The sequence below is a fragment of the Collinsella aerofaciens genome (genome assembly GCF_039752955.1).
In the GTDB taxonomy this organism is placed as follows: domain Bacteria; phylum Actinomycetota; class Coriobacteriia; order Coriobacteriales; family Coriobacteriaceae; genus Collinsella; species Collinsella aerofaciens_BI.
In genome coordinates this window covers 10,186-23,573 of record NZ_JBDMHB010000035.1, presented here as the reverse complement: position 1 = coordinate 23,573, position 13,388 = coordinate 10,186, and the positions used below count along the sequence as shown (strand labels likewise).

Genomic DNA, 13,388 nt, shown 5'->3' with positions numbered 1-13,388 from the left:
GTCATACCCAGGTCCTGAGCAACCTGAACGAGCGAACGACGGGTGATGGAAGGCAGGATGGAGTCGGTGTGCGACTGCGGAACGACGAGCGTACCGTCCTCCTTCACGAACAGGACGTTGGCGCCGCCGGTCTCCTCGACATAGGTGCGGGACTCGGAGTCGAGATACAGGTTCTCGGCATAGCCCTCGCGATGGGCCTCCATCGTGGGCTTGAGGGACATGGCGTAGTTCAGGCCGGCCTTGATGTTGCCGGTGCCGTGCGGTGCGGCGCGGTCATACTCGGAAACGCGCAGCTTGACGGGCTTGAGGCCGCCCTTAAAGTACGGACCGACCGGGGTCACGAGAATGCGGAACGTGTACTCAGGAGCGGGAGCCACGCCGATCACGTCACCGGAGCCGATCATAAACGGACGCACGTACAGGGTCGCACCGGAGCCGAAGGGCGGAACCCACGCGGCGTTGGCAGAAACGACCTGCTTGACGGCCTCAACGAACTTGTCCTTGGGGAACGGGGGCATCTCGAGGCGCTGGGCAGAGTTATACATACGCTCGGCGTTCATGTCGGGGCGGAAGCAGACGATGCTGCCGTCCTCGGCGGTGTAGGCCTTCAGGCCCTCAAAGACCTCCTGACAGTAATGGAAGATGCCACCGCACTCGGAGACATGCAGGGTGTGGTCGGTGGTCAGGCCGCCCTCGTCCCACTCGCCATCCTTCCAATGAGCCTCGTAGCTGTAATCGGTCTTCATGTAGCCAAAGCCGAGGCTACCCCAATCGATATCCTTCTTCTCGACAGTCATATGTCGCTCCTTACATACACAGTTGCATACTCGCGAACCCGCACGCAAGGACCGAGGCCGACCGCGTCGCAACGTCGCACGCCCGGAGCGTAGAGCCGGACGGGACACGCGAGCAGCATCAAAGCCGATGGCACGTCGATTCGCATGCACGAGATTGTACTCCCCGCACGCGTCTGATAAAACGCTTTTCTTTAACTAAGTAAAGTATTTTCATTTGACCGAAGCAAAAAGGCCCGCCACCGTAAGCGGTGACGGGCCTCAACTGTACGGTCTGCGCGCTGGCTCGAGCTAGGCGTTCTATTTACCCAGCTTGGCCTTAACTAGACCGACCACGGTCGGGATGATCGACACGGCAACGATGCCGATAATCAGCAGCTCAAAGTGCTCCTGCACAAAGGGAATGCCGCCAAAGAAGTAGCCCAGCAGCGTAAAGACCGTCGACCAGGTAATGCCGCCCAGCACGTTAAAGACGACAAAGTTGCGCCAGTGCATGCCGCCCATGCCAGCGATAAAGGGCACAAAGGTGCGGATAAACGGGAAGAAGCGACCCAGGAAGATGGCCAGGTGACCCCACTTGTCCAAGAAGTCCTCGGACTTTTTGATGCGCTCGGGCGTCATGGCCTTGACCTTGCCCGAAGCGATGATCTTGCGGCCAAAGAAGTGACCGATCATAAAGTTGCACTGATCGCCCAAAATGGCAGCGGCCCATGCGGTGGCCAGAAGCGCCACGATGTTAAAGCCGCCGTTGTGGGCAAAGAAACCCGAGGCGAACAGCAGCGAATCACCGGGAAGGAACGGGAAGAACACCACGCCCGTCTCGATAAAGATGATCAGGAACACGCAGCCGTAGGCCATAAGCGGGCCGGCGGCGATCCAGCTGGCGATCGCGGTGCGCGGGTCCTTAAGCAGCTCGGCAATAAAATTGATGAAACCCATGAAGTAAAACCTCTCAGTTGTGGGCGCGGATACGTCCAAGTTGACCAGTATACGGTTGCGGTGCCCCCTCGTGCGCAACCCCACAAAAGCATGACTCCATTACCAGCAAGTTTGCATAACTGACACTTGTAGCGCAAAGCCGCCAAGATTGTCCTTTTTAATCCCTAGCGAATCGCTATACTTTATTGAATCGCATTGCCATGGCGCTAAGGGAGGGCGGCCGGTGAGCTTTATCAATACCATTCGCGAGGACATCAAGACCGTCCAGGCGCAGGACCCCGCCGCGCAAAACGGTCTGGTCATCTTTCTTTCCTATCCTGGCCTGCACGCCAAGTGGAACCACGTGCCCGAGCACTGGCTGTGGGAGCACGGTCATCGCTCGCTCGCCCGCGTGCTCTCGCAAATCACCCGCCACATCACCGGCGTCGAGATTCACCCTGCCGCGCAGATTGGCAAGCACTTCTTTATCGACCACGCCATGGGCGTCGTCATCGGCGAGACCACCATTGTGGGCGACAACTGTGTGCTCTACCAGGGCGTCACGCTCGGCGGCACCGGCAACGAGACCGGCAAGCGTCACCCCACCCTGGGCAACAATGTCACGGTGGGCACGGGCGCCAAGGTGCTCGGCAACATCCGCATCGGCAACAACGTCAAGATCGGCGGCAACTCGGTCGTCGTTAAGGACGTCCCCGACAACTGCACCGTCGTGGGCGTGCCGGGACGCATCATCAAGCGCAACGGCTGCCGTGTGTTCGAGGAGAGTTTCGACGCCAAGCAGCATCGCGAGTACATGCCCGATGACGCCGCCGAGCAGTCCGCCCTCAACCGCCAGGGCATCACCGAGAATGCCCGCCGCGTCAAGGAACTCGAGCGAGAGGTGGCCGAGCTCAAGGCCCTCGTCGCCAAGCTCGTGGACGAACGCTAGGAACGCAAGCGGCACAAAACGACATCGGCATCAACGCAAAGGCGCGCCAGGGAATTCATCCCCGGCGCGCCTTATTTGTGATGTGGCAAAGAGACTGTCCCTTTGTCACATTATGCGAACTGGCTCAGATAGAGGTCGGCGTAGGCACCCTCGGCAGCCAGCAGCTCCTTATGCGTGCCCTGCTCGATAATGTTGCCGTGATCCATGACCAAGATCAGGTCGGCGTCCACGATCGTCGACAGGCGGTGCGCGATCACAAAGCTCGTGCGCCCGCGCATGAGCGCGTCCATGGCACGACCGATGGCAAGCTCGGTACGCGTATCCACGCTTGAGGTCGCCTCGTCCAGGATGAGAATCGCCGGGTTATTGAGCAGCACGCGTGCGATGGTCAGCAGCTGACGCTGGCCCTGGCTGATGCTTTCGGCATCGTTGGCCACGCGCGTGTCATAGCCCTGCGGCATGGTGCGCACAAAGAAGTCGACCTGCGCGGCGCGCGCAGCCGCCACGATCTCCTCACGCGTCGCCTCGGGACAGCCGTAGGCGATGTTTTCGGCAATCGTGCCATCGAACAGCCAGGCGTCCTGCAGCACCATGCCAAACTGCTGCCGTAGCTCGCCGCGGTCCATGCGGCTCGTATCCACGCCGTCGAGCGTAATACGCCCGCCGTCAATCTCGTAGAAGCGCATGAGCAGGTTGATGAGCGTCGTCTTGCCCGCGCCCGTGGTTCCCACCACGGCAATCTTCTGGCCCGGCTCGGCGGTAAACGACACGTCGTGCATAAGCGGCTTGTCGGGCGAATAACCAAAGCGCACGTGCTCAAAGGAGACGCGACCCTCAACGCGACCCGGCAGCTTGGCGGCCTCGTCCGGCAGCGGATCGGCCTCCATCTCGGGCTCATCGAGCAGGTCGAACACGCGCTCCGCACTCGCCAACGCGCTCTGCAGCGAGTTGAAGGTAAACGACAGCTGCGTCATGGGTTCGGACGCCTCGTAGATAAACTGGAAGAACGCCTGGAACACGCCGACGGTCATGTGACCGGCAACCAGCATGCTGCAGCCCACCAGCGCGATCACGATCTGCGCCAAACGGCCGATAAAGCGCACCGCAGGGCCGACGGCATTGATCATAAAGTCGGCCTTGGCACTCACGCGTGCCAGCTCGCCCGAGGCCTGGTGCACCTCGGCAGAACTTTGGCGTTCGCGGTTAAACGCGCGGATCACCAGACGGCCCGAATAGCCTTCCTCGACCGCACTCGTAATCTTGGACACCCACTCCTGGCGCTCGCCGGTCACGTCATGCGTGCGACGTGAGACCACTTTGGTCACCAGCAGCGACAACGCCATAAAGAACAAAAAGACCAGCGTGAGCGGCACGCTAAACACGAACATCACGCTCACAGCACCAACAACCGTGCCGATCGACACGAGCAGCTGCAGCAATCCGCGCTGCATGCTCTCGGACATCTTGTCCAGGTCGTTGGTCGCGCGGCTGACGACCTCGCCGGGACGATGCGCGTCAAAATAGGCGAGCGGCAGACGGTTGAGCTTTTGCGCGATGCGGTTGCGCAGGCGCAGATTGAGACGCTCAGCGACGCTCGACATCAAAAAGCTCTGGAGCGCATAGAACGAGGCAGCGGCAGTCCAGATCATAAAGTAGACGAAAATGGTCTTGCCGCAGTTCTCCCAGGTGATGCTGAAAGTGGTGTCGTTGGCAAACGCCACCTGAATGTGGCCCCACAGTTCATCGATCACGCGGGCGCTATATGCCGGCGCGGCGGTGTTAAAGATGACATAGAACACAATGCTCGCGAACACGATATAGAAGCGCCAATGGTCGCCGGCAGCCTCACTCCACAGGCGGCGCACCGTCGCCCAGGTATCCCGAGGCGTCTCGTCCTCGTCTTCGTCGTCCACGTCGCGCATACGCTCTGCCTCGGCGCGGGCGCGCTCGTCCTCGGCACGTTCGTTTTCCTCGTAGAGCGCTTGGCGGCGAGCCTCGCGCTCCGCCGCCTTGGCGGCTTCGTCCAGGTCGGGCGCGACGCCCGTCTCCTCGACTGTCTCTACAACCGCAGCGCCATCGACGATGCCCTGCTTCTTGAGCTCCTCGGTCATGCTACTCACCTCCCTTCATCTGCGATTCCGCGATTGCGCGGTACACCTCGCAGGTTTCCATGAGCTCGTCGTGCGTGCCTAGGCCCACGATCTCGCCGTCTTTGAGCACCACGATCTGATCGGCATGCAAAATAGTCGAGATGCGCTGGGCGATGATGAGCACCGCGGCATCGCACGTCTCGTCCTGCAGCGCATGGCGCAGTGCCGCATCGGTCTTAAAGTCCAGGGCCGAAAAACTGTCGTCGAAGATATATAGATCGGCATGCTTCATGAGTGCGCGGGCAATCGCCAGGCGCTGGCGCTGACCACCCGAGAAGTTCGTGCCGCCCTGGGCCACCGGCGTATCGAGCCCCTGGGGCTGGTCGAGCACAAAGGTGCTCTGGGCAACCTCCAGCGCATGGAGCATGTCAGCCTCAGTCGCGTCTTCGTTGCCAAAGCGCAGGTTGCTCGCCACCGTACCCGAGAACAGCCATGCCTTCTGCGGCACATAGGCGATACGCCCGCGGATGTCGTCTTGCGAAAGGTCGCGCAGATCGATGCCATTCAGGCGAATGGCGCCCTTCGTGGCATCGTGGAAGCGAAGCAGGAGCTTGGCCACCGTCGACTTGCCCGAACCCGTCGAGCCTACAATCGCCGTGGTCTGGCTACGGCGACAGGCAAAGCTCAGGTCGCACAGGGTATCCTCGTCGGCATCGTCAAAACGGAACGACATGTGGTCGAACACGGCCACCGCGTCGGCACCGTCAACAGACTCCGCCGCGCACGTGTCCAGCGTGCGCTTGCCGTCCACGATGCTCGGCTCAATCTCCAACACCTGCTGCGCACGGTTCAGGCATGCGGCGGCGCGTGGGAGCGTCAGAATCACCATCTGCGCCGTCATCACAAAGAACAGGATCAGGATCGCGTACTCCAGCACGGCCGAGATGCTACCGATTTGCATGGCGTGGACGCCCACGCGGTTGCCGCCCACCCACAGCACCGCCACCTCGGCGATATTCATCAAAAAGAAGCTGGAGCTGTCGAGACCCACAAACAGGTGGTTGACCTTGATGGCATTGGCCGCGTAATCGCTAAACACCTCGTCCAGGCGCTGCTCCTCGTGGCGCTCCTTGTTAAATGCGCGGATGACGCGCACGCCCACGATGTTCTCGCGCAGCACCACGTTCATGCGGTCGATAAAGCTCTGCAGGCGCATAAAGATCGGCGCGGCGTTGGCAACGGTAAAGACCGCCGCCACCAGCACGATCGCAACCACCACGCCCAGCAGCGTACCCATGGCGGGATCGATGAACCAAGCAAAAATGATGCCTGCCACGGCCAAGAACGGCACCGGCAGCACCAGCTGAATCGTCTGAAGGACAGCTTGCTGAATCACGTTGATGTCGTTGAGCGAGCGCGTGATCATCGAACCCGTGCCAAAGCGCTCAAAGTCGCTGGCGGACAGCTCGAGCGACTTGTCGTACACGGCATTGCGGATATCGCAGGCCACGTTGGCGGCCAGGCGCGCCGAAAGATAGCAGCCCAGCACCGTGCCGCCGCTGGCCATGCCGGTCGCGATAAGCATGTACAGGCCGTTGCGTAATATATAGTCGACATCACCCGTGGTAATACCGGTGTTGACCATGTTCGCCAGCATCGTGGGAACCAACAGCGTACCGACGTTATCTATCAGCACCGCAAACAGCGTCACCGCAATCAGACCGCGGTACGGCCTCATAAACCTCATTAAGAGTCGCATGCGTCCCCCTCGCCCTTATCGTCAGTCTCGTTCTCGGCGGCCACTTGCCGTTTAAATGCCTCGCACTCTTCGTTAAGAACATGGGAGAACTTACCGACCAAGCGCATGATCTCGCACTGTTCCCACGGCTCGAGCGCCTCGAATGCCTGTTGCTCGGCTTTTTGCGCCGGCAACGCGTAGCGCTTGGCAAACCGCACGCCTTCTTCGGTCAGTCGTACAACCTTGTTTTTACGACTGCCCTCGGCAAACTCCAACGTCGCAAGCCCTCGCGCCCTAAGCGTCTTGATCGCCGAATTGATGGTCTGTTTGCTGTAGAACCATTCACTCGTCAGCCGACTCACGGCAACGCTTCCGCCCGCTGCACTCGTGTCGACGAGCATCCAGTAGGCGCAGTCCGAAAGGCCGCAGGCGCGCGAGAACTCCGAATAGATATGGTCGAGTCCATTGAGCAACCGATCGAAGTCGACCAGCGTAACCGCACTATTCATCTATCCCACCATTCAATTGTCCGATTTTTGACCAATTATGTGTCTCTAGATTAGTCCGAGTTTTGACTATCGTCAACAGGCTCTCCGCAAATGCGTGCATTTTTATGGCCTATCGGCAGAAAAAGACCGCCGGCGCGGGGGCGGCGCCAGCGGTCACGTGAAAATCGGGTTTTATTGCCTGTTAAGCGGCGACGGCCTCATAGACCGTAGCGCCCGAGAAGCTGTCATGCAGGCTCTTGCCGGCAATCCACGGCAGCTCGACGACCTCGCAGACCGTGTTGACCAACTCAGAACAGTCAGTAAAGTGGCCCTTGTCGTTGAGGGCCTCGCAATCCTGAACACGCCAATAGCCATCGGTGTGCGTGATGTAGTACTCGTGATCGTTGATCGACACGAAAGCGCGCGTCTTGGAACGCAGCAGCTTCAGAAATCCTTCGAAATCGGTCTCGACGACATCTCCAGCCTGGAACATGATGTTACCTCCTGGCCCGGCGCCACCACGGCGCATTGATAAACGTTGGTACTCCTTTAGTAAAACCTTTATCAGAGGTTATGCGTTCGTCATTTAGGCAAGTGGTAAAAAACCGCAGGGTAGACGGGATAAAACGTTTAACCATCCCATTGGTTTGTCACATTCTGAAGGTACTTTTATGCAAACCTCTTTCTCAATTGGAATCTATCCTTTTGGCCGGGCAATTGACCGTCTATCGTTTAAGCCCGGCGGGTATGAACGGGGCATCTGCAACGCCACCGCAAGGAGACACCATGGAGACTATCGAAGCACTCATTCACCGCCGCAGCTGCCGCAACTACAGCGATCGTCCCGTCGAGGCCGAAAAGCTTGCACGTATTATCGAAGCCGGCCAATATGCACCGAGCGGCATGGGCCGCCAGCCGGTGACGTTTGTCGCCATCACCGACCCCGCGACCGTCGAGCGTCTCTCACAGCTCAACGCCCAGGTCATGGGCAGCAACGGCGACCCCTTCTATGGCGCCAAGACCGTTGTTGTGGTGTTGGTTGACCGCAGCGTGCCCACACATCTGGAAGACGGCTCGCTCGCCATAGGCAACTTGCTCAACGCCGCTTATGCGCTGGGCGTCGATTCGTGCTGGATTCACCGCGCGCATGAGGTCTTTGACTCGCCCGAGGGCCTGGAGCTGCTGGCCAGCTGGGGCCTGCCCGCCGACGGCAGCCTGCGCGGTGTCGGTAACTGCATTCTTGGCTACGCCGAGGACACGCTACCCGAGGCAAAGCCGCGCCGCGACAACATCATCTACGTAAGGTAATTAGTTCCGCCGTTCTACCGAACGGCGGGCTCGTTGACGCTGCGCGGGCCGCATTCACGCCAATCTGACGTTCAATTTCGAGGGCACGACCAGAAGGTCAGCGCCCTCTCATTTCACGTCACCTTGGCGCAAATGCGGCTCGCTCGCTTTTGGCGACTGACATCGAATGAGCCACTGTCTTGGGCAGCTAAAAAAGCCCCGTCCCAAATTTGCTGCCCCACTCGCAACTTATATTGACGTCGCCGTTGTCGTCGTTTCGTTCGTCTGGGCCGTTTCGGCGCCATCGCCTTGTTCGTCCTCGTCCTTTTGCGCATCGGCGATGGTGGAGGCCGCCGCAACGATACCGCGCTGGGGCGCAACGCCCGTCTGGGTCTGTGCGCCCTCGACAACTTCTGTGCCCGCATGCGCGAGCTCGGGCGATTTAAACATTGCGTCCAAGTTGGCGCCACCGCCGGCATATCCGAGCGCAGCGAGCGCGATGACGATCACTGCAACGGCGGCCACGATCGGAACATAACGATGCCAACCAGCAGGATTGAGCCCGCTGCGGCGAGCCGCCCCGCGGCTGATGTAACCAAGCGTTCCGTCGTGCTTGAGCTTTGAGCCCACCACGCGTTTGCGGCCCAACAGCGAGGACTCTGCCTGCATTGCCAAGCGGGCGCTTGCCGAAGGATAGCCGTATTTAGTGCGCTTGAACGAGCCATCAAACCCCGAGGCGTGTTTGCCCCACGTCACCGATGTCGTGCGTCGGTTAACCGGCGCGGCGCTCCGCCTTCTGCGGCTCGGTTTTGAAGTCTCAGCCATATGCCCTCGCACGCCGTAACCAAATCGAAACAATAACGCTTTGGACTGTAGCACATGCGTCGCGCGCGGTCACGGGCGCCTCGCTCAACGGTCATCGTCCTTCAGCAAGCGCCACAGCGTTGTACGGCTTATGCCCAGCACCTCCGCCGCACGGGTTCGGTTACCGTGGAGATGGTCTACAACCAGATGCGCGATATCTCGCTCGGTATCGGCCAGCGGTCGCAGAATATACAGGTCGCTTTCGAGTGTCGGGGCGCCAAAGGTTGCGGTCTTAATCACGTCCTCTTGGGCGAGCACTTCCTCCGCCACAGCGCGGTCCACCGTGCCCGCCCCCACCAATATATACAGTCGTTCCGAGACCTCGCGGAGCTGCAGATAATTGCGCGGCCAGCGGTAAGCATCGAGCGTCTTCGTCGCCGTGGCAGACAGCGTGGGCGCTGCCGTCCCAAATGCATCAGCGAGATATTCCAAATAGCGCGCGACCTTCGTCGACGCGGCTCCCTGCTCGGCGATTGCCAGCGCCACGCTCACCGCACAGGCGAAGCGCTCGGTCACAAAGGCGGCTTGATCACTTTCGCTGCCGCCCGGCATGTCATTCGCCGTCAGCACCACATGACAGCGCGTCGCCAACGCGGTGTCGGCCATCGTGGAAACGAGCTCGCGAAGGCGCTGGGGACCAACCGCATTCCAGCCCTCAATGCAAAGTGTCAGCCCCGTTTGGAACAGCGGCGATTCGGAGCTTTTGAGCACATGGCGCCAACCGCGATCGGTGAGTTCATCGAGCGCGACGGAAACAAAGGGCTGATCGGCAAAAGGACCGTCCAGATAGAGGCGCTTGGCGATCTCGATCTGGCCCGCGCCCAGCTCGCCCTCGAGCATAAGGGGCACGCCGCGCGCATAGCTCTCGGAAACCGGTGCAGCTACCGCAGCGGCACCCTCAACGATGCCGTACGCGCTCGATTCATAGCGGGCCTCAACTTCGTCGGCGTTGAGCCACTCGATGCCCGCATGCGCCGCGGCACCGCGCACCTCGCGGACCACGACGACCCAAAGTCCCCCGCCCTCTTTGTCGGTGGGGCGAACGGTCAGGCTCAGGCGCGTACCCGCACGCCCCATAACCAGACGCGCGCCGTCTCCTATACGGTCGAGGCGCTCGGCGACAAAAGCCGCCACATCCCGCTCAAGCGCCGCGTCATTCACGGTCGAGATCGTGACGTCCCCACGCGCATCGATTGCCAATGCCGAGGCCCCGGCAGCAGCCAGGGCCTCGGTCAAGATGTTCAGCTTGGCATCGCTATCCATTATTTGCCCCTGTCCGCAGCGACGTGCAACCGTCGACGGGCGCACGGGCGAGTGTTTCAAAATTGAACGATATTACTCACCAAACACTATAGGGCAGAAGCCGCTGTCCTGCGAGTATATGAGTTGCCCCGCATCGCCATCCTGGCGGGGCGATAAGAGCTCTTCGGGACCTATAAACCTGCGGACAAGCCATACCCGCAAGAGCTCCTATCGCTCCACCGCAGGTATGCGCGCACCAGCATGCAGCACGCAAATAAGCTACTTCTCTACCAGATTCCCAGCACGTGCTGCATTCCCAAACTCATGCACGCAATGCCAATCCAGCAGCAAAAGCCCAATGCAATGGGCTTGCCGCCCTTTTTGACCAGCTCGACGATATCGGTATTAAAGCCAATAGCCGCCATAGCCATCACAATAAAGAACTTCGACAGCTCCTTGATAGGCGCCGTAATGGATGCAGGAAGCTGAAGCACCGTGGTGATTACACTCGCCAGCACAAAGAACAGCACGAACGTGGGAAACGCGCGTTTAAGCGAGAACGTGCTTTTGGCGTCGCCGCCGGCCTTGCGCGCCAGATGCATCTGCCAGCATGCGAGAGCCAACGTAATGGGAATAATGGCCAGCGTCCTGGTGAGCTTGACCACTGTGGCGCTTTCGAGCACATTGGCGCCGGGATGCATGCTGTCCCAGGCACTCGCCGCAGCCGTTACCGACGAGGTGTCGTTGATGGCGGTGCCGGCAAACAGGCCAAAGCCCTCGTTGGTCAGCCCGAGCATGCCGCCGAGCGTCGGAAACACGAGCGCCGCGATAACGTTAAACAGGAAGATGACCGAAATAGCCTGGGCAATCTCGCGATCGTCGGCATCGATGACGGGCGCGGTCGCGGCGATGGCAGAACCGCCGCAAATCGACGAACCCACACCCACGAGCGTCGCGATCTTGCCCGGCACGTTCATAACGCGGCAGAGCACGAAGGCGATGACAAGCGAGGTCGAGATCGTCGCCACGATAATCGGCAGCGACTGGGCGCCTTTGGACAGAATCTGCGAGAGGTTCATGCCAAAGCCAAGCAGGATTACCGCGTACTGCAAGACTTTTTTAGACGTATAGGTGACACCGGCGGCGAGCTGTTCGCGACGATTCTTGGGAAAGACGAGCGCCAGGACCATGCCAAAGAGGATGGCAAACACCGGCCCGCCGACCACCTCAATCTGTTTGCCGAGCAACGTCGCGGGGATGGCGACGATCAGGCAGAACAAGACGCCCTTCCAGCGATCGCGTACGATATTCGACAGTTGCATATGGGATTCCTTCTTTCTATTTCACGTTTGCGACGGCTTATGATACGGCAACATTGAGCACAGCCGTGTGCAAACACAGACTAAGGCACCGCAATAGTTCTCGGGCAACAGTCGAATTACCCACCGCGGAGAGCTGATTCGCGTCATAATTAACAGCTGACATATCAGTGTGATAGAACGGTTGCGAGGCACTATGGAAGAATCGATGCACGTCGGCGAGCAGGAAACGAGCCTACAGGACCAGTCCTACCACACCATTCGACGCAAAATCGTCTACCTGGACTACAAGCCGGGCGAAAAGCTGGGCGTCAAACAGCTTTGCGACGACCTTGATATGGGGCGAACCCCTGTGCGCGAGGCGCTGGTGCGCCTGGCGCAAGAGGGCCTGGTGCGTACCGTGCCCCAAAGCGGCACCTATGTCTCGCCCATCAACCTCACTCTTGCCGAGAGCGCCTGCTACATTCGCGAGCACTTGGAAAAGCAGGTGATTGTGGAGTGCTGCGCCCGTGCCACCTCGGCAGGCATCGAGCAGCTCGACCGAGCCATCGCGCTGCAGGAAAAGACCATGGCCGAGGAGGATCGCATCGGCTTCTTTTTAAGCGACAACCTCATGCACCGCATGATCTTTAGCATCGCGTGTCGCAGTACCGTGTGGTCCTGGCTCGAGGCGACCAATGCCGACCTGGAGCGCTTCCGCTGGCTGCGCGCCGCCACGCAGACGCTCGACAATCAGGAGACTGTTAACGAGCACAAGCAAATCCGCCGCGCCATCGCCGGCCGCGACCCCATCGAGGCGAGCTTTTTGGTCAGCAAGCACCTGCACATGATGTTCCGTAACCAAACTGAGGTTCTGGACCAGTTCCCCGAGTACTTCGAGACCAGCAAGCTCCGCTAACCTGCCAAGAAGGGACAGGTTTATTTTGGCAGGTTTTATCTGGGCAAATGCAATAAGGCCCGACTCCGCCACAACGGGGCTGAGCCTTAGTCGTTAAAGCGCGCCAATGACGGAACGCTCGATGTCAGTCACTAGCAGCGAGTGGGCCGCATTTGCGCCAAGGTGACGCGAAATGAGAGAGCGCTGACCTTCTGGTCGCACCCTCAAAATTGAACGTCAGATTGGCGTGAATGCGGCCCGCGCAGCGTCGGCAGGTCCGCCGTTCGGTAGAACGGCGGAACCAACTACTCTACTGTGACGCTCTTAGCGAGGTTACGGGGCTGATCGACGTCGCAGCCGCGCAGGATGGCGACCTCGCGGGCGAGCAGCTGCAGCGGGACGCTCGCCGTGATGGGGCTGAACACGTCGCGGACGGCCGGCACGCGGATGATGCAGTCGGCGATCTTGTTGATCTCCTCGTCGCCCTCGGTGGCAACGACGATGACCTTGGCACCGCGCGCCTTGCACTCCATAAGGTTCGACACGGTCTTGTCGTAGGTGGCGCTCTTGGTGGCCACGGCGATGACGGGGAAGCCCGTATCGATCAGCGCGATGGGGCCGTGCTTCATCTCGCCGGCAGCATACGCCTCGGCGTGCAGGTAGCTGACCTCCTTGAGCTTGAGTGCGCCCTCGTAGGAGATGGCAGCATCCATACCGCGGCCCACGAACAGCGCCGACTGCGCATCCTTGCACAGCAGGGCGGCCTCGTGCACGGCCTCGGTCTGCGTGTCCAAAATCCACTGGATCTGCTCGGCCGTATCG

General features: G+C 60.2%; 13 protein-coding genes. 3 read left to right on the top strand and 10 right to left on the bottom strand.

Going from position 1 to position 13,388, the window contains the following annotated elements; genetic code table 11:
* Positions 1-797, bottom strand: a 797-nt coding sequence (locus tag ABHR75_RS07785) for a branched-chain amino acid aminotransferase (protein WP_346964039.1), incomplete at its 3' end; no start/stop codon positions are given.
* A gap of 297 nt (positions 798-1,094) precedes the next feature.
* Positions 1,095-1,733: a DedA family protein gene (locus tag ABHR75_RS07780; protein ID WP_138113555.1), complete on the bottom strand. Its 639-nt coding sequence runs from the start codon at positions 1,731-1,733 to the stop codon at positions 1,095-1,097.
* Positions 1,734-1,956: 223 nt separating this feature from the next.
* Between ABHR75_RS07780 and cysE the strand changes: the two genes are divergently transcribed.
* Positions 1,957-2,661 carry a serine O-acetyltransferase gene (gene cysE / locus ABHR75_RS07775; protein WP_035138740.1) on the top strand — a complete coding sequence of 235 codons (705 nt, stop codon included), beginning with the start codon at positions 1,957-1,959 and terminating at the stop codon, positions 2,659-2,661.
* 110 nt (positions 2,662-2,771) lie between these two features.
* Here the strand turns inward: cysE and ABHR75_RS07770 are convergent, their stop codons facing one another.
* The 4 genes from ABHR75_RS07770 to ABHR75_RS07755 form a co-directional block, all read right to left on the bottom strand.
* Positions 2,772-4,772: an ABC transporter ATP-binding protein gene (locus ABHR75_RS07770; protein WP_346964038.1), complete on the bottom strand. Its 2,001-nt coding sequence runs from the start codon at positions 4,770-4,772 to the stop codon at positions 2,772-2,774.
* A gap of 1 nt (position 4,773) precedes the next feature.
* Positions 4,774-6,498, bottom strand: a complete 1,725-nt coding sequence (locus ABHR75_RS07765) for an ABC transporter ATP-binding protein (RefSeq protein WP_138375060.1) — start codon at positions 6,496-6,498, stop codon at positions 4,774-4,776.
* On the bottom strand, positions 6,498-6,998 hold the full coding sequence (locus ABHR75_RS07760; protein WP_022094370.1) for a MarR family winged helix-turn-helix transcriptional regulator: 501 nt from the start codon (positions 6,996-6,998) through the stop codon (positions 6,498-6,500). Before ABHR75_RS07760 ends, ABHR75_RS07765 begins: the two co-directional genes overlap by 1 nt.
* A gap of 181 nt (positions 6,999-7,179) precedes the next feature.
* Entirely contained in the window at positions 7,180-7,470 is a 291-nt protein-coding gene (locus tag ABHR75_RS07755) for a hypothetical protein (RefSeq protein WP_006235631.1), read from the bottom strand.
* A 293-nt stretch (positions 7,471-7,763) separates the two neighbouring features.
* On the opposite strand from ABHR75_RS07755, the gene ABHR75_RS07750 reads away from it, so the two are divergent.
* Positions 7,764-8,285, top strand: a complete 522-nt coding sequence (locus tag ABHR75_RS07750) for a nitroreductase family protein (RefSeq protein ID WP_346964037.1) — start codon at positions 7,764-7,766, stop codon at positions 8,283-8,285.
* A 228-nt stretch (positions 8,286-8,513) separates the two neighbouring features.
* Here ABHR75_RS07750 and ABHR75_RS07745 read toward each other — a convergent pair whose 3' ends face one another.
* From ABHR75_RS07745 to ABHR75_RS07735, 3 genes are all read right to left on the bottom strand, one after another.
* Positions 8,514-9,089, bottom strand: coding sequence for a hypothetical protein (locus ABHR75_RS07745; RefSeq protein ID WP_346964036.1), 576 nt, complete (start codon positions 9,087-9,089; stop codon positions 8,514-8,516).
* 84 nt (positions 9,090-9,173) lie between these two features.
* Positions 9,174-10,391, bottom strand: coding sequence for a helix-turn-helix domain-containing protein (locus tag ABHR75_RS07740; protein ID WP_346964035.1), 1,218 nt, complete (start codon positions 10,389-10,391; stop codon positions 9,174-9,176).
* A gap of 266 nt (positions 10,392-10,657) precedes the next feature.
* Positions 10,658-11,692, bottom strand: coding sequence for a YeiH family protein (locus ABHR75_RS07735; RefSeq protein ID WP_346964034.1), 1,035 nt, complete (start codon positions 11,690-11,692; stop codon positions 10,658-10,660).
* Positions 11,693-11,885: 193 nt separating this feature from the next.
* Here ABHR75_RS07735 and ABHR75_RS07730 point away from each other — a divergent pair, with 193 nt between their 5' ends.
* Positions 11,886-12,587, top strand: a complete 702-nt coding sequence (locus ABHR75_RS07730; RefSeq protein WP_226798320.1) for a GntR family transcriptional regulator — start codon at positions 11,886-11,888, stop codon at positions 12,585-12,587.
* Between the two features lie 284 nt (positions 12,588-12,871).
* Here ABHR75_RS07730 and ABHR75_RS07725 read toward each other — a convergent pair.
* Positions 12,872-13,388 (bottom strand): SIS domain-containing protein (locus ABHR75_RS07725; RefSeq protein ID WP_346964033.1); only part of this gene is annotated, 517 nt, incomplete at its 5' end.

Coding starts and splice junctions, on each gene's coding strand:
- ABHR75_RS07735 (WP_346964034.1), bottom strand. CDS start 11,692: ATGCAACTGTCGAATATCGTACGCGATCGCTGGAAGGGCGTCTTGTTC.
- ABHR75_RS07770 (WP_346964038.1), bottom strand. CDS start 4,772: ATGACCGAGGAGCTCAAGAAGCAGGGCATCGTCGATGGCGCTGCGGTT.
- ABHR75_RS07755 (WP_006235631.1), bottom strand. CDS start 7,470: ATGTTCCAGGCTGGAGATGTCGTCGAGACCGATTTCGAAGGATTTCTG.
- ABHR75_RS07765 (WP_138375060.1), bottom strand. CDS start 6,498: ATGAGGTTTATGAGGCCGTACCGCGGTCTGATTGCGGTGACGCTGTTT.
- ABHR75_RS07780 (WP_138113555.1), bottom strand. CDS start 1,733: ATGGGTTTCATCAATTTTATTGCCGAGCTGCTTAAGGACCCGCGCACC.
- ABHR75_RS07750 (WP_346964037.1), top strand. CDS start 7,764: ATGGAGACTATCGAAGCACTCATTCACCGCCGCAGCTGCCGCAACTAC.
- ABHR75_RS07730 (WP_226798320.1), top strand. CDS start 11,886: ATGGAAGAATCGATGCACGTCGGCGAGCAGGAAACGAGCCTACAGGAC.
- ABHR75_RS07740 (WP_346964035.1), bottom strand. CDS start 10,391: ATGGATAGCGATGCCAAGCTGAACATCTTGACCGAGGCCCTGGCTGCT.
- ABHR75_RS07760 (WP_022094370.1), bottom strand. CDS start 6,998: ATGAATAGTGCGGTTACGCTGGTCGACTTCGATCGGTTGCTCAATGGA.
- ABHR75_RS07745 (WP_346964036.1), bottom strand. CDS start 9,089: ATGGCTGAGACTTCAAAACCGAGCCGCAGAAGGCGGAGCGCCGCGCCG.